Here is a 24,105-nt window from a genome sequence, read left to right on the forward strand (position 1 = left end):
CGAGCGGCGGCGCCACCCGTCCCGGCGACATCGTCACCACCCTGAGCGGGCAGACCGTCGAGATCCTCAACACCGACGCCGAGGGCCGCCTGGTGCTGTGCGACACACTGACCTACGCCGAACGCTTCAAGCCGCAGGCGGTGATCGACATCGCCACCCTGACCGGCGCGTGCATCGTTGCCCTTGGCAGCCACACCTCGGGGCTGATGGGCAACAACGACGAACTGATCGGCCAGTTGCTCGACGCGGGCAAGCGTGCCGATGACCGTGCCTGGCAACTGCCGCTGTTCGAGGAATACCAGGAGCAGCTGGACAGCCCATTCGCCGACATCGCCAACATCGGCGGCCCAAAGGCAGGCAGCATCACCGCCGGCTGCTTCCTGTCGCGCTTCGCCAAGGCCTATGACTGGGCGCACCTGGACATCGCCGGCACCGCCTGGACCAGCGGCGGCAAGGACAAGGGCGCCACTGGCCGCCCGGTGCCGCTGCTCACCCAGTACCTGCTCGATCGCGCTGGCGCCTGATGCCACGTGCCGGCGCTGCCCGCGCAGCGCCGGCCGGCATCGATGAACGATGAGCAAAGTCGACTTCTATATCCTGCCCACCGATTCATTGCCGGCGCGGCTGGAATTCGCCTGCAAGCTGTGCGAGAAGGCCTGGCGCCTTGGCCACCGTGTGTACCTGCATTGCCACGACGCCGCGCAGCGCGATGAGCTGGACGCGCTGCTGTGGCGCTTCAGGGGCGAGGCGTTTGTCCCCCACGATCACGCCGAGGCCCATGCCGACGCCCCGGTCGCGCTGGGCGTCGGCCTTGACGCAGGCGAGCACCGTGACCTGCTGATCAACCTCGGTCCCGACGTGCCTGCCTTTGCCGGCCAGTTCGAGCGGGTTGCCGAGATCGTCGTGGAACAGCCCGGCATTCGCCAGGCCGCACGCGAGCGGTTCCGTTTCTATCGCGAACAGGGCTATGCTCTGCAAGACCACCGCTTACAGCGACTTTGACGACGATGGACAAGCCCACTGCCATGCCCCAATCCGCACACCTGCTTGATGACCTGGAGTCGATCCGCCAGCTGCTGGGCGATGCCGACCTGCAACCGCCCTTGCTGACCGAAACCGTCGAGCACATTCCCGTCTTGCAGGACGCGCCCGCAGAGGCGCCCGCCGAAGATGCGCAAACCCGCCGCCAGGACACCCTGCTGCACCTGGACAGTGAACTGCGCGCCGCCGCGCAGCTGATCATGCAGGACGTGATCAACGACTTCACCCCGCATATCGAAACCGAGATCAAACGCCGCCTTGCCGCGCGCCTGGAGCGCCTGCTCAAGCCCTGATCAGTCGCAGCTTGTCGCTTGCAGCCTGCAGCTTGGTTATACTTCCCGGCTTTCCTGAATTAACGCCATAGGGTCCCGCCGCGCATGGATAAGACCTACCAGCCGCACGCCATCGAAACTTCCTGGTACAACACCTGGGAGTCCGAGAACTATTTCGCCCCACAAGGTGCAGGCGACTCCTACACCATCATGATCCCGCCGCCGAACGTCACCGGCAGCCTGCACATGGGCCACGGCTTCAACAACGCGATCATGGACGCCCTGATCCGTTTCCGCCGCATGCAGGGCCGCAACACCCTGTGGCAGCCGGGCACCGACCACGCCGGTATCGCGACCCAGATGCTGGTCGAGCGTCAGCTCGAGGCCAAGGGCCAGAGCCGTCATGACCTGGGCCGCGAGCAGTTCCTCGACAAGGTCTGGGAGTGGAAGGAACAGTCGGGCGGCAACATCAGCCGGCAGATCCGCCGCCTGGGGTCGTCGGTCGACTGGAGCCGCGAGCGCTTCACCATGGACGATGGCCTGTCCGAAGCGGTCAAGGAAGCCTTCGTGCGCCTGCACGAAGACGGCCTGATCTACCGCGGCAAGCGACTGGTCAACTGGGACACCAAGCTGCACACGGCGATCTCCGACCTCGAGGTGGAAAACCACGACGAGAAGGGCCACCTGTGGAACCTGCGCTACCCGCTGGCCGATGGCGCCAGAACAGCCGAGGGCCTGGACTACCTGGTGGTCGCCACCACCCGTCCGGAAACCCTGCTCGGTGACGCCGCCGTCGCGGTCAACCCGAACGATGAGCGCTACCAGGCGCTGATCGGCAAGTTCGTCGAGCTGCCGCTGGTAGGCCGGCTGATCCCGATCATCGCCGATGACTACTGCGACCCCGAGTTCGGCACCGGCTGCGTGAAGATCACCCCAGCCCACGACTTCAACGACTACGAAGTCGGCAAGCGCCACAACCTGCCGCTGCTCAACATTTTCGACAAGAACGCCCTGGTGCTCGCCAATGCCCAGGTGTTCAACCTCGACGGCAGCGTCAACGACACCCTCGACACTACCCTGCCCGCCCAGTACGCCAGCCTCGACCGCTTTGTCGCGCGCAAGCAGATCGTCGCCGACCTGGACGCCGCCGGCCTGCTGGTCAGCGTCGACGACCACGCCCTGAAAGTGCCAAAGGGCGACCGCTCCGGCACCATCATCGAGCCGTGGCTGACCGACCAGTGGTACGTGTCGACCAAACCGCTGGCCGAGCCTGCGATCGCCGCGGTCGAGGACGGCCAGATCCAGTTCGTGCCCAAGCAGTACGAGAACATGTATTTCTCCTGGATGCGTGACATCCAGGACTGGTGCATCAGCCGCCAGCTGTGGTGGGGCCACCGCATTCCAGCGTGGTACGACGAGGCCGGCCAGGTCTATGTCGGACGCAGCGAGGAAGAAGTCCGCGCCAGGCACAACCTGGGCGCCGATGTGGTCCTGAACCAGGACAACGACGTGCTCGACACCTGGTTCAGTTCCGGCCTGTGGACCTTCTCCACCCTGGGCTGGCCGCAGCAGACCGAGTTCCTCAAGACCTTCCACTCCACCGATGTGCTGGTCACGGGCTTCGATATCATCTTCTTCTGGGTCGCCCGGATGATCATGCTGACGATGCACCTGGTGAAGAACGAGGACGGCACCCCGCAGGTACCGTTCAAGACGGTCTACGTGCATGGCCTGGTGCGTGATGGCCAGGGCCAGAAGATGTCCAAGTCCAAGGGCAACGTGCTCGACCCGCTGGACATCGTCGATGGCATCACCCTCGACGCCCTGCTTGAAAAACGTACCAGCGGCATGATGCAGCCCAAGCTTGCCGAGAAGATCGCCAAGCAGACCAAGGCCGAGTTCCCCGAAGGGATCGCCAGCTACGGCACCGACGCCCTGCGCTTCACGTTCTGCTCGCTGGCCTCGACCGGCCGCGACATCAAGTTCGACATGGGCCGCGTCGAAGGCTACCGCAACTTCTGCAACAAGATCTGGAACGCCGCCCGCTACGTGCTGGACAAGGGCGAGGACTGCGGCCAGAACGGCGAGGCCTACGAGCTGTCGCTGGCCGATCGCTGGATCATCTCTCAGTTGCAGCGCACCGAAGCCGAAGTGACCCGCCAGCTGGAGCAGTTCCGCTTCGACCTGGCTGCCCAGGCGCTGTACGAGTTCATCTGGAACCAGTACTGCGACTGGTACCTGGAGCTGTCCAAGCCGGTCCTGTGGGATGAGAACGCACCGGTCGAGCGCGCCCGTGGCACCCGTCGCACCCTGGTGCGCGTGCTCGAAGTGGCGCTGCGCCTGGCACACCCGTTCATGCCGTTCATCACCGAGGAAATCTGGCAGCGCCTGGCGCCGCTGGCAGGCGCAGAAGGCAAGACCATCATGCTGCAACCTTGGCCGGTGGCCAATGAAAGCCGCATCGATGCCGCCGCCGAAGGGGATATCGAGTGGCTCAAGGAGCTGATGCTCGGCGTGCGCAACATCCGCGGCGAGATGAACATCGGCCCGGGCAAGCCCCTGTCGCTGTTCCTGAAGAACGCCAGCAGCGAAGACCAGCGCCGTCTGCAGGAAAACGAAGCGCTGCTCAAGAAGCTGGCGAAGATCGAGGCCTTCACCGTGCTGGGCGAGCAGGACGAGGCGCCATTGAGCGCCACCGCGCTGGTCGGCGATCTGCAGGTGCTGGTGCCGATGGCTGGTCTGATCGACAAGGACGCCGAGCTTGCCCGTCTGAACAAAGAGATCCAGCGACTGCAAGGCGAAGTGCAACGTGTGGGTGGCAAGCTGTCCAACGCCGCCTTTGTCGACAAGGCCCCGCCGGCCGTGATCGACAAGGAGCGCGCGAAGCTCGCCGAAGCCGAGCAGGCGCTGGCCAACTTCACCGAGCAGCATGCACGGATTGCCGCGCTGTAATTTTCTGATCGCGGTGTGACGGCGAGGGCGTTGCCCTCGATCGCGGCACGAGGCCGCTCCCACAGGGAGGTCGGTGTATTGCCTCACGGCAGACACCCCCAAACCCTGTAGGAGCGGCCTCGTGCCGCGATGGGCCGCAACGCGGCCCCAAGGTCCACACGCTCCCCCGGACTTCCCATGACCAGCACCAAGCCCACCCTGCACCCCCGCAACCGCCACCAAGGCCGCTACGACTTTCCCGCCCTGATCAAGTGCCTGCCTGACCTCGGCCGCTTCATGATAACCAACCCCTACGGCAAGCCCAGCATCGACTTCGCAAACCCCGAAGCTGTGCGCGTGTTCAACCGGGCGCTGCTCAAGGCCCAGTACGGCATCGCCCACTGGGACATTCCCGCCGACTACCTCTGCCCTCCCATCCCCGGGCGCGCCGACTACCTGCATGTGCTGGCCGACCTGCTGGCCGAGGACAACGGCGGCGAGATTCCCCGTGGCCCCCAGGTGCGCGCGCTGGACATCGGCGTGGGCGCCAACTGCATCTATCCCTTGATCGGCCACAGTGACTACCGCTGGCGCTTCCTGGGCTCGGACATCGACGCCATGGCCCTGGGCGCGGCCAGGGCAATCGTCCAGGCCAACGGCCTGGCCAAGGCCATCACCCTGCGCGCGCAGGACAACCGCAAGCACATCCTGCTAGGCCTGCTCAAGGAAGACGAACGCTTTGACCTGACCCTGTGCAACCCGCCCTTCCACGCCTCGCGCGAGGAAGCCACCCGGGGCAGCCAGCGCAAATGGAAAGCGCTGGGCAAGGCCGACCCCAAGCGCAAGCTGCCGGTGCTCAACTTTGGCGGACAGAACAACGAGCTCTGGTGCGAAGGCGGCGAGATCCGCTTCGTCACTCAGTTGATCAGCGAGAGCGCCCAGCTGGGCGGCCAGGTGCTGTGGTTCACCAGCCTGGTGTCCAAGGCCAGCAATCTGCCGGGGATCGAGGCCGCGCTGAAGAAGGCCGGCGTCAAGGCGCAGCGCGTGGTGGAGATGGGCCAGGGGCAGAAACAGAGCCGCATGGTCGCCTGGACCTTCCAGGACAGCACGCAGCGTCAGGTTTGGCTGAAGCGCCCCGAAGGCAAACCGCAGGCATGAAAAAACCGCGCCCGGACAAGCCGGGCGCGGTTCGAAAGCTTCAACAAATTACTTGTTGACGGCGTCGGTCAGGACCTTGGCAGGTACGAACTTGACGACTTTCTTGGCAGCGATTTCGATGGCAGCGCCAGTCGAAGGGTTGCGGCCGGTACGGGCAGGACGCTCGGAGATTTTCAGCTTGCCGATACCTGGCAGGGTGATTTCCGCGCCGTTTTCCAGTTGGTCAGCGACGATCTGGCCCAGTTGCTCCAGGGCGTTGCGCGCGGTGGTCTTCGGCGCATCGATCGCTTCGGCGATATCGGCAATCAGTTGGTCTTTGGTCAATGCCATGGTGGTGTTCCTTCCCTATCAAATTCAGTAGATAAGCAGCGTGCAACGTGGGTCTTTGCCCCGCACCGCGATAGTCCGACGGGTCTTGGCAATCGCGTACGTAAGATACGTAAAACGCCGTTTGGTTCGACCCATCGCGCGGCAGCTGCCAGCAATGCGCCACAAGGGGGCGCAAGACCGGGCAAAACTACCACAGGAACGGATAAATATCCGCTGCCGACCGCGCTTTTGTGCAGGTTTTTCGGGGGTTTGCCCGAAAAATCCGGCAAAAACGGTCAAAAAATCGGCAACCGGCATTTCTGCCTGCATCCGCCCACTGCATCGCCCCTGCCCTAGGGTAAACTGGGCGACTTTGCAGCGCGGCCCCGCTGGGGCCCCTTGAGTCGAGAATCCCATGCCGATCCGTCATTGCATCGTCCACCTGATCGACAAGAAACCCGATGGCACCCCCGCGGTGCTGCATGCCCGCGAGCGCGAGCTCAATGAGTCCGACGCCATCGAAAATCTTCTGGCCGACCTCAACGACAGCTACAACGCCAAGCAAGGCAAGGCCTGGGGTTTCTTCCACGCCGAGTCCGGCGCCCACCCGTTCAGTGGCTGGCTCAAGCAGTACCTGGATGAGGAGCGCGACTTCACCGCCTTCAGCCGTACCGCGGTCGAGCACCTGCAAAAGCTGATGGAGGAGTCCAACCTGTCCACGGGCGGGCATGTGCTGTTCGCCCATTACCAACAGGGCATGACCGAGTACCTGGCCATCGCCCTGCTGCACCACAGCGACGGCGTGGCGGTGAACGCCGAGCTCGACGTCACCCCCTCGCGCCATCTCGACCTGGGCCAGCTGCACCTGGCGGCGCGCATCAACCTGTCGGAGTGGAAGAACAACCAGAACTCCCGGCAGTACATCTCGTTCATCAAGGGCAAGAACGGCAAGAAGGTCTCGGAGTACTTCCGTGACTTCATCGGCTGCCAGGAAGGCGTCGACGGCCCAGGCGAGACCCGCACCCTGCTCAAGGCCTTCAGCGACTTCGTCGAAAGCGAGGACCTGCCCGAGGAGGCCGCTCGCGAGAAGACCCAGACCCTGGTCGACTACGCCACCAGCCAGACCAAGGCCGGCGAGCCTGTGACCCTCACCGAACTGTCGGGGCTGATCGACGAAGAGCGCCCGCGAGCGTTCTACGACCATATCCGCAACAAGGACTACGGACTGTCACCGGAGATCCCGGCCGACAAGCGCACGCTCAATCAATTCCGCCGCTTCACCGGGCGCGCCGAGGGCCTGTCGATCAGTTTCGAGGCGCACCTGCTGGGCTCCAAGGTGGAGTACGACGAGGAGGCCGGCACGCTGGTGATCAAGGGCCTGCCGACCCAGCTGATCGATCAGCTCAAGCGCCGCAAGGACTGAGACCCGGCCAGGAGGCCACCAGCGCCTCCTTGGCACTCTTGCGCAGCTTCTTGACCAGGCGCTCCTGGCGCAGCGCTTCTCCTTTATCTGGCCACTGCTCGACATAGACCAGCGCTTGCGCGGGGCTGGTCTTGAAGTAGCGTGCGCCCTGCCCCTTCTGATGGGCCGCGAAGCGCCGCTGGGGATTGTCGCTGATGCCGCAGTACAGCGTGCCATTGGCTGCCCGCACCAGGTAGACGAACCAGGGTTTGGCCGGCGCGGGTGTTTCATCGTGCATCGGTTGCATGGTATTCAGATCCGCTCGCTGACCACTTGCACATGCAAGGCGCGTCCGGCCTTGAGGCCAAAGCCGATGGCGCCCACGCCCAGCACCGCGAAAATCCACCCCACCGCACCCCAGCCGCCGGTGATGTCATGCACCACGCCCACCGCGAACGGCCCCATCGAGGCCAAGGTATAGCCAAAGCCTTGCGCCATGCTCGACAGGTTGGCGGCAACATGGGCGTCCCTGGACCGGAGCACGATCAGTGTCAGCGCCAGCGCGAACGTACCACCCTGCCCCAGACCCAATAACACCGCCCAGCCCCACAGCCCCTCCAGTGGCGCATAGAGGCAGCCGAACAGCCCCGCCAGGGTGACCAGCATGACGATCACGATGGCCAGGCGCTGGTCCTTGCCGCGCGTCGCGAGCCAGGGCGCGCTGAGCGAGCTCACCAGCTGGACGATCACCGAGCCCGACAGCACCAGGCCTGCCTCGGTCGGGCTCAGGCCACGGCCGATCAGGATCGAGGGCAACCAGCCGAAGACGATGTAGGCCAGCGACGACTGCAGCCCCATGTACAGCGTCACCTGCCAGGCCAAGGGGTTATGCAGCAGCCCGCGCACCCGGTAGGCCACGTGGTGGGCGCCATGCCCTTGCCGGGCCTGGGGCAGCCAGATCAGCATGGCCAGCAAGGCAGGCAACACCCAGAAGCCTAGCCCGAACGGCCAGCTGTCGTCCCAGTGCTGGGCGAGGGGCACGGTGGCGCCCGCCGCCATCGCCGCGCCAAGGCACAGGGCCATGGTGTAGACACCCGTCAGGGTGCCGGCATGCTGTGGGAAATCACGCTTGACGATGCCCGGCAGCAGCACGCCGATCACGCCAATGCTGGCACCAGCAAGGATGCTGCCCAGGAACAGGCCTGTGACGCCCAGAGTGCTGCGCACGAGGATGCCGGCGGCCAGGGTCAGCAGAATGCCGAGGATGACCCGCTCGCTGCCGAAGCGGCGGGCCAGGATGGGCGCCAGCGGCGCGAACAGCCCGAGGCAGAGCACAGGCAGGGTCGTCAGCAACCCGGCCTGGGCAGCGCTCAGGCCCAGGCTCGAGGAGACCTGCCCCAGCAGCGGCGCCATGCTGGACAGCGCCGGACGCAGGTTCAGCGCGACCAGCACCAGGCCCAGCAGCAACAGCCAGGTCTGGCGCACCGGCAGCGGCTGGCGCTGGACCGCTTCGTCGCTAGCCTCGGCATCAATCAGTAGTTCATCGGGGTGCGCCCCGCCAGTTTCGGCGTCGCGCATCAGTTTCTCGGCCATGGCCCTCTCGCTCATTCAGGATGCCGGGGCACAATACCTCACATTCCCGCGAGTTGTCGGCCGTGGGGTGATGCGTAGGATCTTCGTGACATTCAACGAGGAAAAACGCATGACTCCCAAAACACTGCTGATTGGTCTCGATGGCGTGCAGATCAAGCGATTCGCCGAACTGAGCACTGCCTTGAAACGTCTTCAATACAACGAGGCCTACACCGGCGGCATCGTCGGCGAATCTTCCGAGGCGAGTACCTGGAGCGGTCCTGGATGGATGACTGTCCTGACCGGAACCTGGGCGGACAAGCATGGGATAACCCATGACGGCGATAGACTTCGCGCCAATCCAGCCTGCCCAACGGTCATGCGCCGCCTGAGCGACCACGACAGCAAGTTGTCGATAACAAGCGTTGTGACCTGGCCCACCATTCACACGTTCCTGGCCGGTCAGCTGGAGGGCGTAAGAACCTGGACGTTCAGGGAGAACGACGCAAACGCGGAGAGGGTAGCGCGGCATTCCGTGGAAGGCATTGGCGCGGGTTTTACCTTCCTTCAACTGAGCGATCCGGACCTGGCCGCCCGTGCCCACGGTTTTGGCGAGGAATATGACAGCGCACTGCTTCAGACCGACGCCTACCTCAATGCGCTTCTGGACGCGGTGCAAGCGCGCGAGGCGGGCCATCCGGACGAGGACTGGCTGGTGCTGGTCACCACGGACCATGGCCGCGACGCTTCGGGATACGGGCATGGCGGCCACAGCGTTTCGGAAAAGACCATTTTCATTGCCTGCAACAAGGAACCCAACCTGGAACTGACCTCCAACAATCCACCGGCCGGCCTCGATACCCTTTATGGTTATGCGGCCCAGACCGCGATCGCCCCGACCATCCTCCGGCACATGGGGATCAAGCCCGCCTCCGATGCCTGGGACATGGACTCCATCCCATTGATTGGCGAGCTGGGCGCGCGCAAGCCGCGGGTTGATGCGGCTGCCTCCACCCTGCGCTGGATCAGCGATGACAGCGCCACGGTGGAGATTCGCAAGGACGGCGCGCTGGCCGCCTCGGTACCAGCTTCTCGCCAGGTATGGACCGACCCGCGCTTGGGAGGCGCCACCGTCTACTCGCTGAAACTGCGCGACACCTATTGCCGTATCAGGCACGACTATATCCAGACCGTCCTTGACTGGTCCGGCTCCAGTCTGTTCTTCCTGTTCAGCCAGGGCATCTACAGCCGCTTCAACACGGTGGAGAATGCCACCGACCCAGGCTACCCACGCCAGACGGACGAGTACAACTGGCCGGGACTGGCTGAGTACCGGCATCTGCTGGTCGCGTCATTCAGCCAGAACAAGCAGTTCGCGTTCTTCCTGATGGGTGATGGCCGTTATATGAAATATGACAAAAGCGCCGACAAGGTAGTCGACGGCTATCCCGCGCGCATCACCGACAGCACCTGGCCGGGTCTGGGCGCTTACGCCACGCGCATCCGGACGGCGGTCCGCTGGAAGAACGACAAGGTCCATATCTTCCTCGACGACAACACCTTCCTGAGATACGACCTGCTAGCGGATCGGGTGGAAGACAATTACCCGCAGCCGGTCAACGCTTATTTCTGGCCAGGCCTGGCCGAGCACAAGGACAGGATTGTCGCCGCCGTGCGGGACGGCGAAAAGAATGCCGCCTTCTTCTTCCTCGACAACATGACCTATGTGAAATACGACATGGACACCGACAGCGTCTCGGACTTCTACCCTGCGAAGATCGACAACACGACCTGGCCTGGGCTGAGCTGGTAAGCAAAAGCCCCCGGGCGTTGCACCCGGGGGCTGTGTCATGCGATCAACCCAAGGCGTCAAGCAGCGCCTGGTTCATCTCCGGCGTGCCGATGGTGATGCGCAGGAACTGCGCGATCCGGGCCTGCTTGAAATGCCGCACGATCACGCCCTGCTCCCGCAACCGCGCCGCCAGCTCGCCGGCATCGTGGTGCGGATGACGGGCAAAGATGAAGTTGGCGGCCGAGGGCAGCACGTCGAAACCACGCGCGGTCAGCTCCTTGACCAAGGCTTCACGGCTGCCGATCACCTTGACGCAGGTCTGCTCGAAGTACGCCTGGTCCTCGAACGCGGCCGCCGCGCCGGCAATCGCCATGCGGTCGAGCGGGTAGGAGTTGAAGCTGTTCTTGATCCGCTCAAGCGCCTCGATCAGGTCCGGGTGACCCACCGCCAGCCCTACTCGAAGTCCCGCCAGCGAGCGCGACTTGGACAGGGTCTGGGTCACCAGCAGATTGTCGTAGCGGTCCACCAGGCTGATGGCCGTCTCGCCGCCGAAGTCGATGTAGGCTTCGTCGACCACCACCACCGAATCGCGGTTGGCCTCGAGCAATTGCTCGATGGCCTCCAGCGCCAACAGGCAACCAGTGGGCGCGTTGGGGTTGGGGAAGATGATCCCGGCATTGGGCTTGCGGTAGTCATCGACGCGGATCTGGAACTGCTCGTCCAGCGCCACCTGCTCGAACGGAATGCCATAAAGGCCGCAGTAGACCGGATAGAAGCTGTAGCTGACGTCCGGGAACAGCAGCGGACCCTGGTGCTGGAACAGGCCGTGGAAGATGTGCGCGAGCACCTCGTCCGAGCCGTTGCCCAGGAACACCTGGGCGGGTTTCACACCGTAGTAGTCCGCCACCGCCTGCTTGAGGCGGTCGCTGTTTGGGTCAGGGTACAGGCGCAGGTTGTCGTTGATCTCGGCGCGCATGGCCTCGAGCGCCTTGGGCGACGGGCCGTACGGGTTCTCGTTGGTGTTGAGCTTCACCAGACGGGCCAGCTTGGGCTGCTCGCCCGGCACGTAAGGCACCAGGTCCTTGACGAAGGGACTCCAGAATCGACTCATGCTCAGTTCCCCTGCTTGTCGTTAAGGATGCGGTATTCGGCGCTGCGGGCGTGGGCGGTCAGCGACTCGCCCCGAGCCAGGACCGACGCGGTCTGGCCAAGCTCGGACGCGCCCTGCTCGGAGCAGAAGATGATCGAGGAGCGCTTCTGGAAGTCGTACACCCCCAGCGGCGAGGAGAACCGCGCGGTGCCCGAGGTTGGCAGCACGTGGTTCGGGCCTGCGCAATAGTCGCCCAAGGCTTCGCTGGTGTGGCGGCCCATGAAGATCGCGCCGGCGTGGCGGATGTGCGGCAGCAGGGCCTGCGGATCAGCGACCGACAGTTCCAGGTGCTCCGGGGCGATGCGGTTGACCACCTCGAGGGCCTGCTGCATGTCGCGCACGTGGATCAGCGCGCCACGGCCATTGATGGAGGTGCGGATGATCTCGGCACGCTCCATGGTCGGCATCAGCTTGTCGATGCTGGCGGCAACGCGGTCGAGGAACGCGGCGTCCGGGCTGACCAGGATCGCCTGGGCGTCCTCGTCGTGCTCGGCCTGGGAGAACAGGTCCATGGCGATCCAGTCCGGATCGGTCTGGCCGTCGCACACCACGAGGATCTCCGAAGGGCCGGCGATCATGTCGATACCCACCTGGCCGAACACATGGCGCTTGGCGGTGGCCACGTAGATATTGCCCGGACCGACGATCTTGTCGACCTGGGGCACGCTCTCGGTGCCATAGGCCAGCGCCGCGACCGCCTGGGCGCCGCCAACGGTGAACACGCGGTCGACACCGGCGATGCAGGCCGCGGCCAGCACCAGCTCGTTGATCTCGCCGCGTGGAGTCGGCACCACCATGACCACTTCGCCTACCCCGGCGACCTTGGCCGGGATGGCATTCATCAGCACCGAGGACGGATACGACGCCTTGCCACCCGGCACGTAAAGGCCCGCGCGGTCCAGCGGGGTGACCTTCTGGCCCAGCACGGTGCCGTCGGCCTCGGTGTACTGCCAGGAGTCCTGCTTCTGGTGTTCGTGGTAGATGCGCACGCGGTTGGCGGCCAGTTCCAGCGCCTGGCGCTGCGCCGGGGTGATGCGGGTCAGCGCCAGCTCAAGGCGTTCGCGGTCGAGGATCAGGTCTTCGATGCGCGTGGCCGTCACGCCATCGAAGCGCTGGGTGAACTCCACCAGCGCCGCGTCGCCACGCTCGCGCACGGCCTTGATGATGTCCAGCACACGCTGGTTGACCGCCTCATCGGACACGCTCTCCCAGCTCAGCAGATGATCCAGATGTCGGGCGAAATCCGGGTCGGCAGCGTTGAGACGGGCGATTGCAGTGGACAGGGTCATGACGAGGGCCTCGATTATTAGCGAATGCTCAGGCGCCCAAGGCTACCAGTCCATCCGCGCGGGCACCCGAGATTAAAGGCTATGACGCGGATAGACGGGCGCGACAGCAGAGGTCGCGCACAGGAGTCAGCCGCGGTGTCGCGATTCGACCGCTTGGCGCAGCGTGTCGATCAGGCTCTGGATGCGGGCATGCTGCATCTTCATCGATGCCTTGTTGACCACGAGCCGGGAGGTGATGTCGGCGATCCAGTCCTGGGGTTCCAGGCCGTTGGCGCGCAGCGTATTGCCGGTGTCGACGACGTCGATGATCTTGTCGGCCAGGTTGATCAGCGGTGCCAGCTCCATCGAGCCGTACAGCTTGATGATGTCGACCTGGCGGCCCTGTTCGGCATAGTAGCGCTTGGCAACGTTGACGAACTTGGTGGCCACGCGCAGGCGGCCCTTGGGCTCGGGGGCACCCACCGCACCGGCGGTCATCAGCTTGCAACGGGCGATCTGCAGGTCCAGGGGCTCGTACAGGCCCTGGCCGCCGTACTCCATGAGCACGTCCTTGCCGGCGACGCCAAGGTCGGCGGCGCCATGCTCGACGTAGGTCGGCACGTCGGTGGCCCGCACGATGAGCAGGCGCACATCGTCCTGGGTCGTGGGGATGATGAGCTTGCGGCTCTTGTCCGGATTCTCGGTCGGCACGATACCGGCCTCGGCCAGCAATGGCAGGGTGTCGTCGAGAATACGGCCTTTGGATAGCGCGATGGTCAACATGGGAACGTCGGTCCTTAAGCAGCTACAGCCGGCCGGGCCACGAGCCCGGCGGCATTTGATTCGGCTGGCGCATCCCTGCGCCGTTCACAGGCTAGCCCGGCACGCGGCGGATCTTCGCGCCCAGCATCTGCAGTTTTTCCTCGATGCACTCGTAACCACGGTCGATGTGGTAGATGCGGTCGATCAGCGTATCGCCTTCGGCGACCAGGGCCGACAGCACGAGGCTCGCCGAAGCGCGCAGGTCGGTCGCCATGACGGGAGCACCCTTGAGAGCACGGGTGCCGGTGACGATGGCGGTGTTGCCCTCGACCTGGATCTGCGCGCCCATGCGGTGCATCTCGTACACGTGCATGAAGCGGTTTTCGAAGATCGTCTCGATGACCGCGCCCGTGCCTTCGGCAATGGCGTTGAGCGAGATGAACTGCGCCTGCATGTCGGTCGGGAACGCCGGGTACGGAGCGGTACGCAGGTTGACGGCCTTGGGCCGCTTGCCATGCATGTTCAGCTCGATCCAGTCCTCACCGGTGGTGATGTCGGCACCGGCTTCCTTGAGCTTCTCGAGGACGGCTTCAAGGATGGTCGGATCGGTGTCCTTGACCTTGACACGGCCACCGGTGACGGCAGCGGCGACCAGGTAGGTGCCGGTCTCGATACGGTCAGGCATCACGCGGTAGTTGGCCGAGTGCAGGCGCTCGACGCCATCGATGGTGATGGTGTCGGTGCCAGCGCCCTGCACGTTCGCGCCCATGGCGATCAGGAAGTTGGCGAGGTCCACCACCTCAGGCTCGCGCGCGGCGTTTTGCAGCACGCTGCGGCCCTTGGCCAGGGCCGCGGCCATCATGATGTTCTCGGTACCGGTCACGCTGACCGTGTCGAAGAAGAAGTGCGCGCCACGCAGGCCGCCTTCAGGGGCCTTGGCCTTGATATAGCCGCCTTCGACCTCGATCTTCGCGCCCATGGCTTCAAGGCCGCGGATGTGCAGGTCGACCGGACGCGAACCGATGGCGCAACCGCCAGGCAAGGCGACTTCGGCCTCACCGAAGCGCGCGACCATGGGGCCGAGCACCAGGATCGAGGCGCGCATGGTCTTGACCAGCTCGTAGGGAGCGACCAGGGTCTTGATGGTGCGCGGGTCGATTTCCACCGCCAGCTTTTCGTCGATCACAGGCTCGATGCCCATGCGGCCGAACAGCTCGATCATGGTGGTGATGTCGTGCAGGTGCGGCAGGTTGCCGACCGTGACCGGGCCATCGGCCAGCAAGGTCGCGGCCAGGATCGGCAGGGCAGCGTTCTTCGCCCCGGAAATGCGGATCTCGCCGTCAAGGCGTGCGCCGCCAGTAATAATCAGTTTGTCCATTGGAGTCTCGCCGCCAAGTTGGCTCAGGTGCGCTCAGCCCAGGCTGCGCTGCTGAAAAATTTCATGGTTACCGCATGGATACTGCCATCGGCTATCCACGGGTTCAGGTGAGCATAGATCGCTTGCTGACGCTTGACCGGGCTCAGGCCAGCCAGCTCGTCGCTGATGACGTTCAACTGGAAGTTGCAGCCTTCACCCTCTACTTCTACGCGGGTTCCTGGCAATTTTTCTTCAAGGAAGCGTTTAACTTCTACGGCCTGCATGCTCAACCTCAATCGGCGCCCTGTGCGCGCGGGTCGGCCATCATACAAAAAAGCCCCCCGCCTGCGAAGCCCATGAACGAGCACGCTGACCGAGGGGCCACCTTCGGGAGGCGGGCCATCAGCCCGCCAGCACCTCGTCCAGGTCATAGACCTGGGCAATTTCCTGCATGTCCTCGGGAATGCCGCGCAGCGTGCACGACTTGCCGGCGGCCTGGCCATCGCGCATGAACGCCAGCAGCAGCGACAAGCCGACACTTGAAGACTTGACCACCGCGGAGCAATCGAGCACCAGGCGCGGCTCGCGGCAGGCGCCTATCAGCGCCTTGCCGTCCTTGCGCAGGGCAGGACCGCTACGGTAGTCCAGCACCCCGGACAGGCACAGGACGCCCGGCTCGACCATGCTCACGCCCGCCTCGCTCATTGCACTTCCTTGTCGGGCGAGGTTTCCGCGGTCTGCTTGGCCTTGGCCACTTCACCGGCCCAGCCGTCGATGGTCTTGTCCAGGTCGTTACCGTTACGCGACATGGCATCGGCGAACTGGTCACGGAACAGCTTGCCGATGTTGATGCCATTGACGATCACGTTGCGCACTTTCCATTCACCGCCGATTTTCTCGAGGGTGTACGACACCGGGTACACCGCGCCGTTGTTGCCGGTGACCTTCATGCCGACGCTGGTGCGCTCGCCGCTTTCATCCTTGGCCGGATCGACCTTGATGCCCTGGTTGTTGTATTCGAGCAAGGCATTGCCATAGAACTGCATCAGGCTGCGCTTGAAGTTTTCCTGGAAGCGCTGCATCTGCGCCGGGGTCGCCTTGCGCGAGTACTTGACCGTCATGATGCTCTTGGAGATGCCGTCGGCGTCGACGACCGGCCCGAGAATCCCGTTGAGCGCCTGGTAGAAGGCCTCACGGTTGGTCTGGTAGGTCTGCTTGTTGGCCTGGAGATCGGCCAGCAGCTTGTCGGTGGTGCCCTGGATCAGGTCATGGGCCGATTGGCCGGGTGCCGCCATGGCCAGCATCGGCAGGGATGCCAGCAGTACCAGCAGGCCACGTCGCAGGATTGAGATCATGAAAACTCCTTATTTAGCGTCTTTGCCAACGGAATTGAGCAGGAACTTGCCAATCAGGTCTTCGAGCACCAGCGAGGACTGGGTGTCATGGATGACACCTTCGTCCTTGAGCACGGCGTCTTCGCCGCCCACGCTGATACCGATGTATTTCTCGCCGAGCAACCCGGCGGTCAGGATCGAGGCAGTGGAGTCGGTCGGCAGGTTGTCGACGGTCTTGTCCAGCTGCAGCGTCACCCGACCGGTGTAGGAATCGCGGTCCAGGTCGATGGCGGTGACCTTGCCGATGGTCACGCCCGCCATGGTCACCTTGGCTCTGACCGTCAAACCGGCGATATTGTCGAAGTACGCGTAAACTTTATAAGTATCGGTACTGGGGCTTGCGGAAAGCCCACTGACACGCAGGGCCAGCAGCAGCAGCGCCAGGATCCCGGCCAGGAGGAACAGGCCGACACCGATTTCCAGGGTGCGGTTTTGCATCAGAAATCTCCAAACATCAAAGCGGTCAGAATAAAGTCCAGACCCAGTACTGCCAGCGAGGCATAGACCACGGTCTTGGTGGTGGCACGGCTGATCCCCTCTGAGGTGGGTTCGCAGTCGTAGCCCTGGAATACGGCGATCCAGGTGACGACGAAGGCAAAGACCAGGCTCTTGACCAGCCCGTTCAATACGTCGTCGGTGAACGAGACGCTGTTCTGCATGTTCGCCCAGAACGAACCTTCGTAGACGCCAAGCCAGTCGACGGCGACCCACGAGCCTCCCCAGATGCCGACCACGCTGAAGATCAGCGCCAGCAGCGGCAGCGAGATAAAGCCGGCCCACAGGCGCGGGGCGACGATGTACTTGAGCGGGTCGACGCCGATCATCTCAAGGCTCGACAGTTGCTCGGTGGACTTCATGTTGCCGATTTCAGCGGTCAGCGCAGAGCCGGCACGGCCGGCGAACAGCAGCGCGGTGACCACCGGGCCGAGCTCGCGCAGCAGGGTCAGGGCGACCATCTGCCCCACCGCCTGCTCGGAACCGTACTGGGTCAGGATGCTGTAGCCCTGGAGCGCCAGCACCATGCCGATGAACACACCGGACACGACGATGATCGCCAGCGACAGCACGCCGACCGAGTAGAGCTGCTTGACCAGCAGCTGGAAGCTGCCGCCGATGCCGCCACGGCCGATCAGCGCATGCCCCAGGAACAGGCACGAGCGGCCCAGCACCGCTATCACATCAATGGCCGAACGGCCAAACAGGCGCACCCGTTCGAGTAACGATTTCTTGCGCATCAACGCGCCCCCAGCAGATCGGCGCGGTAATCAGGCGCAGGAAAGTGGAAAGGCACCGGTCCATCCGGGTCGCCCTTCATGAATTGGCGGATGCGCGGGTTGTCCGAGCCCATCAGCTCGCCCGGCGTTCCCTGCCCTAGCACCTGGCCATCACCGACCACATAGATATAGTCGGCGATGCTCGCGGTTTCGGCCAGGTCATGGGACACCACGATGCTGGTGATTCCCAGGGCGTCGTTGAGCAGGCGGATCAGGCGTACCAGCACGCCCATGGCGATCGGGTCCTGGCCGACGAATGGTTCGTCGTACATGAGGATCTGCGGATCGAGCGCGATCGCCCGGGCCAGCGCCACGCGGCGCTTCATGCCACCGGACAGCTCGTCGGGCATCAGTTCGATGGCCCCGCGCAGGCCCACGGCCTGCAGCTTCATCAGGACGATGTCGCGGATCATCTCTTCGGACAGCTGGGTGTGCACGCGCAGCGGAAAGGCGACGTTCTCGAAGACATCGAGGTCGGTGAACAGGGCGCCGCTCTGGAACAGCACGCCCATCTGCTTGCGGGCATCGAACAGATCGCCACGCGACAAGGTCGGCAGGTTCTGCCCGGCAACCCACACCTCGCCGCTGGACGGGCGCAACTGCGCGCCCATCAGGCGCAGCAGGGTGGTCTTGCCGCAGCCCGAAGGCCCCATGATGCCAGTCACCTTGCCACGGGGAATACGTATGTCGACATTGTTGAAAATGCTGCGCGAACCCCGCTTGAAGGTCACGCCCTTCAACTCGACCGCGTAGGCGCTATCCACACTCATCTAGACTCCTTGCGATGCGGCCTCGTCAACTAGACGCCTGCCCCCATCATGGAGGCACACACGCCCCCGAGCGGGCCGGACAGCGGCGAACTATAGCACCCGAGAGAGGTGCGCCCCAAGGCCGTCACCGCACTCGTTCGGCGCGGCGACAGCCACCGGCGACTCACGTATGACAATGACAAGGTGAGGGTTTCTCACATTGTCGCTATAATCGGCCACTTTTCAGCAGGCAATACTTTTCTCGACATGAGCCAATCCAGCGAGCTGATCCAATCCGCCCAGCGCACCCTGCGACTGGAACTCGAAGCCGTCGAAGGCCTCAAGGCCCGCATCGACGCCAGCTTCGTCAAGGCGTGCGAACTGATCCTGGCCAGCACCGGGCGGGTCGTCGTGGTCGGCATGGGCAAGTCGGGGCACATCGGCAACAAGATCGCGGCCACCCTGGCCAGCACCGGCACCCCGGCGTTCTTCGTGCATCCGGCCGAGGCGAGCCACGGCGACATGGGCATGATCACCCGTGACGACGTGATCCTGGCGCTGTCGAATTCCGGGAACACCGCGGAAATCATCACCCTGTTGCCGCTGATCAAGCGCCTGGGCATCAAGCTGATCAGCCTGACCGGCAACCCGGCTTCGCCACTGGCGCTGGCCGCCGAGGCCAACCTGGATGCCCGGGTCGAGCATGAAGCCTGCCCGCTGAACCTCGCCCCCACCTCCTCGACCACCGCGGCCCTGGTGCTCGGCGACGCCCTGGCGATCGCCTTGCTCGAGGCCCGCGGCTTCACCGCCGAGGACTTTGCCTTCTCGCACCCCGGTGGCGCCCTGGGCCGCCGCTTGCTGCTCAAGGTCGAGAACGTGATGCATTCGGGCGCCGAGCTGCCCCAGGTGCAACGCGGCACACTGCTCAAGGACGCGCTGCTTGAAATGTCTCGCAAAGGTCTGGGCATGACCGTGGTCGCAGAAGCCGACGGGCGGCTGGCCGGGATCTTCACCGATGGCGACCTGCGCCGTAGCCTGGACCGCAACATCGATGTGCACACCACCCTCATCGACGATGTCATGACGGTCCACGGCAAGACCGCCCGCCCCGACATGCTCGCCGCCGAGGCGCTGAAGATAATGGAAGACCACAAGATCGGCGCGCTGGTCGTGGTCGACAAGGCCGACCACCCGGTCGGCGCCCTGAACATGCACGACCTGCTGCGCGCCGGAGTAATGTGATGAACAGCGATGTGACGAACGACGAACTGATGCAACGCGCCAAGGCGATCAAGCTGGCGGTCTTCGATGTCGATGGCGTGCTGACCGATGGCCGCCTGTACTTCCTCGAGGACGGCAGCGAGTTCAAGACTTTCAACACCCTGGACGGCCAAGGCATCAAGATGCTCATGGCCACGGGCGTTACCACGGCGATCATCAGCGGGCGCAAGACCCCGGTGGTGGAGCGCCGCGCCAGGAACCTCGGCATCCCCCACCTGTTCCAGGGCCGCGAGGACAAACTGGTGGTGCTTGACGGGCTTCTTGCCGAACTCGATCTAAGCTATGAGCAGGTCGCCTACCTGGGTGACGACCTGCCGGACCTGCCGGTGATTCGCCGGGTAGGCCTGGGCATGGCCGTGGCCAATGCCGCGCCCTTCGTACGCCAGCATGCCCACGGTGTTACGCTGTCGCGCGGCGGCGAAGGTGCCGCGCGCGAATTCTGCGAGCTGATCCTGCAGGCCCAGGGCAACCTGGACGCCGCCAATGCCAATTACCTGTAGAGCCATTCATGTTCAGCAAGAAAATCCGCACCATCGCGCTGTTCAGCGTGATAACCGCCTTGCTGGTAGCGGTCGGCTACTGGAACATCAGCCCTGAAAGCTTCCTCGACAAGCCGGTCGCGCAGGTGGACGAGAGCGCGATCGACTACTATGCGCTCAATGCCCATACCGTGCAGTTCATGCCGGACGGCAAGCTGCAGTACGAGATGACCGCCGACAAGGTCGAGCACCTCAAGGCCAGCGAAGTCACCCTGCTGACCACGCCCGACCTGCACCTGTATCGCGGCACGCAATTCCCCTGGCACGTGCAGAGCAAGCGTGCCGAGGTCAATCCCGATGGCACCGAGGTCGAGCTGATCGATGCGGTGCGGGTTGCCCGCATCGACGAAAAACAGCGCGAGATGATCATCACCAGCTCCCGCATGACCGTATTCCCGCAGAAGCAATATGCGCAAACCGAGCAAGCCGTTAGAATCGACGGCGCCGGTGGCACGACTACGGGCAATGGAATGAAAGCGTACCTGAAAGACGGCAGGATGGACCTGCTGTCCAACGTAAGAGGACAGTATGAGGCTCGTTAAAACCCTCCCTTTTTTGCTCAGCCTGAGCGCAGCACTGGGAAGCGCGAGCGCCTGGGCCCTGCCAACCGACCGTGATCAGCCAATCCGCATCCAGGCCGACAACGCGCACCTGGACGACAAGCAGGGCGTGGCCACTTACACGGGCGACGTCATCATCACCCAGGGGTCGATGAAGATCACCGGCAACACCGTGACCCTCACCCGGGCGGCCAACGGTGACATCGACGTGGTGACCTCGGTGGGCAACCTTGCCTACTTCGAGCAGCAGCAAAGCGCTGCCAAGCCGGACAAGATGAAAGGCTGGGCTGTCACCATCCAGTATCAGTCGCAGAAAGAGCTGGTGATCCTCACCGACCGCGCCAAGGTCGAGAACGAGGGCAACACCACCGAAGGCGAGAAAATCGTCTACAACACCCAGACCCAGGTGGCGACCGCCGGCCGTGGCGGCAACGTGACCACGCCGCGCCAGCGTATCGACATGGTGATCCAGCCGAAGAAGAAGGCCGAGTAAATGGCGACCCTCAAAGCCCAGCACCTGGCCAAGAGCTACAAGAGCCGGCAAGTCGTGCGCGACGTCAGCCTGTCGATCGACAGCGGCCAGATCGTCGGCCTGCTCGGCCCCAACGGCGCCGGCAAGACCACCTGCTTCTACATGATCGTCGGCCTGGTGCAGGCTGACCAGGGCCGCGTGCTGATCGACGACCTGGACGTCAGTCACCAGCCGATGCACGGGCGCGCCAAGGCAGGCATCGGCTACCTGCCGCAGGAAGCCTCGATCTTTCGCAAGCTGTCGGTCGCCGACAACATCATGGCGATCCTCGAGACCCGCAAGGACATTGATCGCGAAGGCCGGCGCAAGGAGCTGGAGAGCCTGCTTCAGGAGTTCCACATCAGCCATATCCGCGACAACCTGGGCATGAGCCTGTCCGGTGGTGAGCGCCGCCGTGTCGAGATCGCCCGTGCCCTGGCGACCGCTCCCAAGTTCATCCTGCTCGACGAACCCTTTGCCGGTGTCGATCCGATTTCGGTCGGCGACATCAAGCAGATCATCCACCACCTCAAGGCCAAGGGCATCGGTGTACTGATCACCGACCACAACGTGCGTGAGACGCTGGATATTTGCGAAACTGCCTATATCGTCAATGATGGTCAGCTGATTGCCGAGGGCGACGCCGAGACCATCCTGGCCAATGACCTGGTCAAGGAGGTCTACCTGGGCCACGAGTTCCGGCTCTAGGCCGCCAGGTTCGAGCACTGCCAGCCTGTATCGTTCGGGGCTTTAATTGTTGCAGTGCTCTAGGCAAACGCTCCACTTTCAGGCATATAATTTGCTTAAAACTGGCGCCTCGGCGCCGCAGTGTAGTGGATGGCGCATGTGCGCCGGCGAATAAGGTGTTAAGCCCCTGCCATGAAACCATCGCTCGTCCTAAAAATGGGCCAGCAACTGACGATGACCCCGCAGTTGCAACAGGCCATCCGTCTGCTCCAGCTCTCGACCCTGGACCTTCAGCAGGAAATCCAGGAAGCGCTGGAATCCAATCCGATGCTCGAACGCCAGGAAGACGGCGAGGATTTCGACAACAGCGACCCCATGGCCGACAGCGCCGAAAGCAAGCCGGCCGCCGAAGCACAGGAAAGCAGCTTCCAGGAGACCAGCTTCCAGGAAAGCGCGCCTACCGTCGAAAACCTCGAGGAAGGCGAATGGGGCGAGCGTATTCCCAACGACCTTCCCGTCGATACCGCCTGGGAAGACATCTACCAGACCAGCGCCAGCAGCCTGCCCGGCAACGACGATGACGAGTGGGACTTCACCACCCGCACCTCGGCCGGCGAAAGCCTGCAGAGCCACCTGCTCTGGCAGTTGAACCTGGCGCCGATGTCCGACACCGACCGGCTGATCGCGGTCACGCTGATCGATTGCATCAATCCCCAGGGCTACCTGGAAGAATCCCTCGAGGAGGTCTGCGCCTCCTTCGACCCCGAGCTGGACATCGAGCTCGACGAGGTCGAGGCGGTGCTGCGCCGTATCCAGCAGTTCGAACCCGCCGGCATCGGTGCGCGCACCCTGAGCGAATGCCTGCTCCTGCAACTGCGCCAGCTGCCTGCCAAGACCCGCTGGATGGCGGAGGCGCAGCGGCTGGTCAGCGAATTCATCGACCTGCTCGGCAGCCGCGACTACAGCCAGCTGCTACGCCGCATGAAGCTCAAGGAAGACGAGCTGCGCCAGGTCATCGAGCTGGTGCAAAGCCTCAACCCGCGACCAGGGTCGCAGATCGAGTCGAGCGAGCCTGAGTACGTTGTGCCCGACGTGATCGTGCGCAAGGACAGCGAGCGCTGGCTGGTGGAACTGAACCAGGAGGCCGTGCCGCGCCTTCGCGTCAACCCGCAGTACGCAGGTTTCGTGCGCCGCGCCGACACCAGCGCCGACAACACTTTCATGCGCAATCAGCTGCAGGAAGCACGCTGGTTCATCAAGAGCCTGCAAAGCCGCAACGAAACCCTGATGAAGGTTGCGACCCAGATCGTCGAGCACCAGCGGGGCTTCCTCGACCATGGCGACGAGGCGATGAAGCCACTGGTGCTGCATGACATCGCCGAGGCGGTGGGCATGCACGAGTCGACCATTTCGCGGGTGACCACGCAAAAGTACATGCACACACCGCGTGGCATCTACGAGCTGAAATACTTTTTCTCCAGCCACGTGAGCACCTCCGAGGGCGGTGAATGCTCGTCCACGGCGATCCGCGCGATCATCAAGAAACTGGTTGCCGCCGAAAATCAGAAAAAGCCATTGAGTGACAGCAAGATCGCTGGTTTACTGGAGGCACAGGGCATCCAGGTAGCCCGTCGCACCGTCGCCAAATACCGCGAGTCTCTCGGCATCGCACCGTCGAGCGAACGCAAGCGACTGATGTAGCCCCTGGAAGTGCCACCGCAGTTCAGTGGCAGGTGCAACACCTGCCTCTTATGCACGGGCAACAAAGGAGAAGCTGTATGCAAGTCAACATCAGTGGACACCATGTGGAAGTCACCGCTCCCCTGCGCGATTACGTCGAACAGAAGCTGAACCGGCTGGAGGGTCACTTCGACAAGATCACCAACGTGACGGTCATCATGAAGGTCGAGAAGCTGCAACAGAAGGTCGAAGCGACCTTGCAGATTCCCGGCGGCGAAGTGGTAGCCAATGCCGAGCACGAAGACATGTATGCAGCGATTGACGCCCTGACCGACAAGCTCGACCGCCAACTGAAAAAACACAAGGAAAAACAGCAAAGCCTGCTGCAAGGTGCAGCTGCTCGCTGATCCCGCCCA

General features: G+C 63.7%; 26 protein-coding genes and 1 pseudogene. 14 read left to right on the top strand and 13 right to left on the bottom strand.

Going from position 1 to position 24,105, the window contains the following annotated elements:
• The 5 genes and pseudogenes from VJS90_RS15105 to rlmF form a co-directional block, all read left to right on the top strand.
• Positions 1–524: pseudogene (locus tag VJS90_RS15105) on the top strand (leucyl aminopeptidase); the annotation flags it as partial.
• A 49-nt stretch (positions 525–573) separates the two neighbouring features.
• Entirely contained in the window at positions 574–1,002 is a 429-nt protein-coding gene (locus VJS90_RS15110) for a DNA polymerase III subunit chi (RefSeq protein ID WP_324122452.1), read from the top strand.
• Positions 1,003–1,007: 5 nt separating this feature from the next.
• Positions 1,008–1,334, top strand: coding sequence for a DNA polymerase III subunit chi (locus VJS90_RS15115; protein WP_324122453.1), 327 nt, complete (start codon positions 1,008–1,010; stop codon positions 1,332–1,334).
• A gap of 84 nt (positions 1,335–1,418) precedes the next feature.
• Entirely contained in the window at positions 1,419–4,265 is a 2,847-nt protein-coding gene (locus tag VJS90_RS15120) for a valine--tRNA ligase (protein ID WP_324122454.1), read from the top strand.
• Between the two features lie 177 nt (positions 4,266–4,442).
• Positions 4,443–5,402, top strand: coding sequence for a 23S rRNA (adenine(1618)-N(6))-methyltransferase RlmF (gene rlmF, locus VJS90_RS15125; RefSeq protein ID WP_324122455.1), 960 nt, complete (start codon positions 4,443–4,445; stop codon positions 5,400–5,402).
• Positions 5,403–5,450: 48 nt separating this feature from the next.
• Here the strand turns inward: rlmF and VJS90_RS15130 are convergent, their stop codons facing one another.
• Positions 5,451–5,732 (bottom strand): HU family DNA-binding protein, encoded by a 282-nt coding sequence (locus VJS90_RS15130; protein ID WP_158459438.1) that lies wholly within the window; start codon positions 5,730–5,732, stop codon positions 5,451–5,453.
• 394 nt (positions 5,733–6,126) lie between these two features.
• Here VJS90_RS15130 and yejK point away from each other — a divergent pair, with 394 nt between their 5' ends.
• A complete protein-coding gene (yejK, locus tag VJS90_RS15135) occupies positions 6,127–7,134 on the top strand; it encodes a nucleoid-associated protein YejK (protein WP_324122456.1) in 1,008 nt (335 codons plus the stop codon).
• On the opposite strand, the gene VJS90_RS15140 is transcribed toward yejK, so the two are convergent.
• Positions 7,115–7,411 (bottom strand): GIY-YIG nuclease family protein, encoded by a 297-nt coding sequence (locus VJS90_RS15140; protein WP_324122483.1) that lies wholly within the window; start codon positions 7,409–7,411, stop codon positions 7,115–7,117. The two genes, yejK and VJS90_RS15140, sit on opposite strands and share 20 nt — an antisense overlap.
• Before the next feature lie 14 nt (positions 7,412–7,425).
• On the bottom strand, positions 7,426–8,706 hold the full coding sequence (locus tag VJS90_RS15145) for an MFS transporter (RefSeq protein WP_324122457.1): 1,281 nt from the start codon (positions 8,704–8,706) through the stop codon (positions 7,426–7,428).
• Here VJS90_RS15145 and VJS90_RS15150 point away from each other — a divergent pair.
• On the top strand, positions 8,705–10,498 hold the full coding sequence (locus VJS90_RS15150) for a hypothetical protein (RefSeq protein WP_324122458.1): 1,794 nt from the start codon (positions 8,705–8,707) through the stop codon (positions 10,496–10,498). The two genes, VJS90_RS15145 and VJS90_RS15150, sit on opposite strands and share 2 nt — an antisense overlap.
• Positions 10,499–10,541: 43 nt before the next feature.
• Here the strand turns inward: VJS90_RS15150 and hisC are convergent, their stop codons facing one another.
• The 10 genes from hisC to VJS90_RS15200 all read right to left on the bottom strand — a co-directional run bounded on the left by hisC (position 10,542) and on the right by VJS90_RS15200 (position 18,452).
• Entirely contained in the window at positions 10,542–11,588 is a 1,047-nt protein-coding gene (gene hisC, locus VJS90_RS15155; RefSeq protein ID WP_324122459.1) for a histidinol-phosphate transaminase, read from the bottom strand.
• A 2-nt stretch (positions 11,589–11,590) separates the two neighbouring features.
• The gene (hisD, locus tag VJS90_RS15160; protein ID WP_324122460.1) at positions 11,591–12,916 is read right to left on the bottom strand and encodes a histidinol dehydrogenase; all 1,326 of its coding nucleotides are present in this window, start codon (positions 12,914–12,916) and stop codon (positions 11,591–11,593) included.
• A gap of 126 nt (positions 12,917–13,042) precedes the next feature.
• Complete coding sequence (gene hisG, locus VJS90_RS15165; protein ID WP_324122461.1) at positions 13,043–13,678, bottom strand: ATP phosphoribosyltransferase; 636 nt, start codon at positions 13,676–13,678, stop codon at positions 13,043–13,045.
• 91 nt (positions 13,679–13,769) lie between these two features.
• Positions 13,770–15,035 (bottom strand): UDP-N-acetylglucosamine 1-carboxyvinyltransferase, encoded by a 1,266-nt coding sequence (gene murA / locus VJS90_RS15170; protein WP_324122462.1) that lies wholly within the window; start codon positions 15,033–15,035, stop codon positions 13,770–13,772.
• Between the two features lie 23 nt (positions 15,036–15,058).
• Positions 15,059–15,298 (bottom strand): BolA family protein, encoded by a 240-nt coding sequence (locus VJS90_RS15175; RefSeq protein WP_324122463.1) that lies wholly within the window; start codon positions 15,296–15,298, stop codon positions 15,059–15,061.
• A gap of 118 nt (positions 15,299–15,416) precedes the next feature.
• Complete coding sequence (locus tag VJS90_RS15180) at positions 15,417–15,719, bottom strand: STAS domain-containing protein (RefSeq protein ID WP_324122464.1); 303 nt, start codon at positions 15,717–15,719, stop codon at positions 15,417–15,419.
• Positions 15,716–16,369 carry an ABC transporter substrate-binding protein gene (locus VJS90_RS15185; protein ID WP_324122465.1) on the bottom strand — a complete coding sequence of 218 codons (654 nt, stop codon included), beginning with the start codon at positions 16,367–16,369 and terminating at the stop codon, positions 15,716–15,718. The genes VJS90_RS15180 and VJS90_RS15185 overlap by 4 nt, the downstream gene beginning before the upstream one ends.
• Positions 16,370–16,378: 9 nt before the next feature.
• Positions 16,379–16,846: an outer membrane lipid asymmetry maintenance protein MlaD gene (gene mlaD, locus VJS90_RS15190; protein ID WP_324122466.1), complete on the bottom strand. Its 468-nt coding sequence runs from the start codon at positions 16,844–16,846 to the stop codon at positions 16,379–16,381.
• Positions 16,846–17,643 (bottom strand): lipid asymmetry maintenance ABC transporter permease subunit MlaE, encoded by a 798-nt coding sequence (mlaE, locus tag VJS90_RS15195; RefSeq protein WP_324122467.1) that lies wholly within the window; start codon positions 17,641–17,643, stop codon positions 16,846–16,848. Before mlaE ends, mlaD begins: the two co-directional genes overlap by 1 nt.
• Positions 17,643–18,452, bottom strand: a complete 810-nt coding sequence (locus tag VJS90_RS15200; RefSeq protein ID WP_324122468.1) for an ATP-binding cassette domain-containing protein — start codon at positions 18,450–18,452, stop codon at positions 17,643–17,645. Before VJS90_RS15200 ends, mlaE begins: the two co-directional genes overlap by 1 nt.
• Positions 18,453–18,698: 246 nt before the next feature.
• Between VJS90_RS15200 and VJS90_RS15205 the strand changes: the two genes are divergently transcribed.
• The 7 genes from VJS90_RS15205 to hpf all read left to right on the top strand — a co-directional run bounded on the left by VJS90_RS15205 (position 18,699) and on the right by hpf (position 24,096).
• The gene (locus VJS90_RS15205) at positions 18,699–19,673 is read left to right on the top strand and encodes a KpsF/GutQ family sugar-phosphate isomerase (protein WP_324122469.1); all 975 of its coding nucleotides are present in this window, start codon (positions 18,699–18,701) and stop codon (positions 19,671–19,673) included.
• Entirely contained in the window at positions 19,673–20,212 is a 540-nt protein-coding gene (locus VJS90_RS15210) for an HAD family hydrolase (protein WP_324122470.1), read from the top strand. Before VJS90_RS15205 ends, VJS90_RS15210 begins: the two co-directional genes overlap by 1 nt.
• Before the next feature lie 8 nt (positions 20,213–20,220).
• Complete coding sequence (gene lptC, locus VJS90_RS15215; RefSeq protein ID WP_324122471.1) at positions 20,221–20,793, top strand: LPS export ABC transporter periplasmic protein LptC; 573 nt, start codon at positions 20,221–20,223, stop codon at positions 20,791–20,793.
• Positions 20,780–21,304, top strand: coding sequence for a lipopolysaccharide transport periplasmic protein LptA (lptA, locus tag VJS90_RS15220; RefSeq protein ID WP_158459422.1), 525 nt, complete (start codon positions 20,780–20,782; stop codon positions 21,302–21,304). The genes lptC and lptA overlap by 14 nt, the downstream gene beginning before the upstream one ends.
• Positions 21,305–22,030 (top strand): LPS export ABC transporter ATP-binding protein, encoded by a 726-nt coding sequence (lptB, locus tag VJS90_RS15225; protein ID WP_324122472.1) that lies wholly within the window; start codon positions 21,305–21,307, stop codon positions 22,028–22,030. It begins immediately after the preceding gene.
• Positions 22,031–22,201: 171 nt separating this feature from the next.
• Positions 22,202–23,710, top strand: coding sequence for an RNA polymerase factor sigma-54 (locus tag VJS90_RS15230; protein ID WP_324122473.1), 1,509 nt, complete (start codon positions 22,202–22,204; stop codon positions 23,708–23,710).
• A 77-nt stretch (positions 23,711–23,787) separates the two neighbouring features.
• The gene (hpf, locus tag VJS90_RS15235) at positions 23,788–24,096 is read left to right on the top strand and encodes a ribosome hibernation-promoting factor, HPF/YfiA family (protein ID WP_324122474.1); all 309 of its coding nucleotides are present in this window, start codon (positions 23,788–23,790) and stop codon (positions 24,094–24,096) included.
• The last annotated feature ends 9 nt before the right edge of the window (positions 24,097–24,105 follow it).

The sequence above is a fragment of the Pseudomonas sp. genome (assembly GCF_035277045.1).
In the GTDB taxonomy this organism is placed as follows: Bacteria; Pseudomonadota; Gammaproteobacteria; order Pseudomonadales; family Pseudomonadaceae; genus Aquipseudomonas.

Excerpts from the sequence above, each read along its gene's own strand:
- VJS90_RS15110 (WP_324122452.1), top strand. The coding sequence starts at position 574 with ATGAGCAAAGTCGACTTCTATATCCTGCCCACCGATTCATTGCCGGCG.
- VJS90_RS15115 (WP_324122453.1), top strand. The coding sequence starts at position 1,008 with ATGGACAAGCCCACTGCCATGCCCCAATCCGCACACCTGCTTGATGAC.
- VJS90_RS15120 (WP_324122454.1), top strand. The coding sequence starts at position 1,419 with ATGGATAAGACCTACCAGCCGCACGCCATCGAAACTTCCTGGTACAAC.
- rlmF (WP_324122455.1), top strand. The coding sequence starts at position 4,443 with ATGACCAGCACCAAGCCCACCCTGCACCCCCGCAACCGCCACCAAGGC.
- VJS90_RS15130 (WP_158459438.1), bottom strand. The coding sequence starts at position 5,732 with ATGGCATTGACCAAAGACCAACTGATTGCCGATATCGCCGAAGCGATC.
- yejK (WP_324122456.1), top strand. The coding sequence starts at position 6,127 with ATGCCGATCCGTCATTGCATCGTCCACCTGATCGACAAGAAACCCGAT.
- VJS90_RS15140 (WP_324122483.1), bottom strand. The coding sequence starts at position 7,411 with ATGCACGATGAAACACCCGCGCCGGCCAAACCCTGGTTCGTCTACCTG.
- VJS90_RS15150 (WP_324122458.1), top strand. The coding sequence starts at position 8,705 with ATGGCCCTCTCGCTCATTCAGGATGCCGGGGCACAATACCTCACATTC.
- VJS90_RS15145 (WP_324122457.1), bottom strand. The coding sequence starts at position 8,706 with ATGGCCGAGAAACTGATGCGCGACGCCGAAACTGGCGGGGCGCACCCC.
- hisC (WP_324122459.1), bottom strand. The coding sequence starts at position 11,588 with ATGAGTCGATTCTGGAGTCCCTTCGTCAAGGACCTGGTGCCTTACGTG.
- hisD (WP_324122460.1), bottom strand. The coding sequence starts at position 12,916 with ATGACCCTGTCCACTGCAATCGCCCGTCTCAACGCTGCCGACCCGGAT.
- hisG (WP_324122461.1), bottom strand. The coding sequence starts at position 13,678 with ATGTTGACCATCGCGCTATCCAAAGGCCGTATTCTCGACGACACCCTG.
- murA (WP_324122462.1), bottom strand. The coding sequence starts at position 15,035 with ATGGACAAACTGATTATTACTGGCGGCGCACGCCTTGACGGCGAGATC.
- VJS90_RS15175 (WP_324122463.1), bottom strand. The coding sequence starts at position 15,298 with ATGCAGGCCGTAGAAGTTAAACGCTTCCTTGAAGAAAAATTGCCAGGA.
- VJS90_RS15180 (WP_324122464.1), bottom strand. The coding sequence starts at position 15,719 with ATGAGCGAGGCGGGCGTGAGCATGGTCGAGCCGGGCGTCCTGTGCCTG.
- VJS90_RS15185 (WP_324122465.1), bottom strand. The coding sequence starts at position 16,369 with ATGATCTCAATCCTGCGACGTGGCCTGCTGGTACTGCTGGCATCCCTG.
- mlaD (WP_324122466.1), bottom strand. The coding sequence starts at position 16,846 with ATGCAAAACCGCACCCTGGAAATCGGTGTCGGCCTGTTCCTCCTGGCC.
- mlaE (WP_324122467.1), bottom strand. The coding sequence starts at position 17,643 with ATGCGCAAGAAATCGTTACTCGAACGGGTGCGCCTGTTTGGCCGTTCG.
- VJS90_RS15200 (WP_324122468.1), bottom strand. The coding sequence starts at position 18,452 with ATGAGTGTGGATAGCGCCTACGCGGTCGAGTTGAAGGGCGTGACCTTC.
- VJS90_RS15205 (WP_324122469.1), top strand. The coding sequence starts at position 18,699 with ATGAGCCAATCCAGCGAGCTGATCCAATCCGCCCAGCGCACCCTGCGA.
- VJS90_RS15210 (WP_324122470.1), top strand. The coding sequence starts at position 19,673 with ATGAACAGCGATGTGACGAACGACGAACTGATGCAACGCGCCAAGGCG.
- lptC (WP_324122471.1), top strand. The coding sequence starts at position 20,221 with ATGTTCAGCAAGAAAATCCGCACCATCGCGCTGTTCAGCGTGATAACC.
- lptA (WP_158459422.1), top strand. The coding sequence starts at position 20,780 with ATGAGGCTCGTTAAAACCCTCCCTTTTTTGCTCAGCCTGAGCGCAGCA.
- lptB (WP_324122472.1), top strand. The coding sequence starts at position 21,305 with ATGGCGACCCTCAAAGCCCAGCACCTGGCCAAGAGCTACAAGAGCCGG.
- VJS90_RS15230 (WP_324122473.1), top strand. The coding sequence starts at position 22,202 with ATGAAACCATCGCTCGTCCTAAAAATGGGCCAGCAACTGACGATGACC.
- hpf (WP_324122474.1), top strand. The coding sequence starts at position 23,788 with ATGCAAGTCAACATCAGTGGACACCATGTGGAAGTCACCGCTCCCCTG.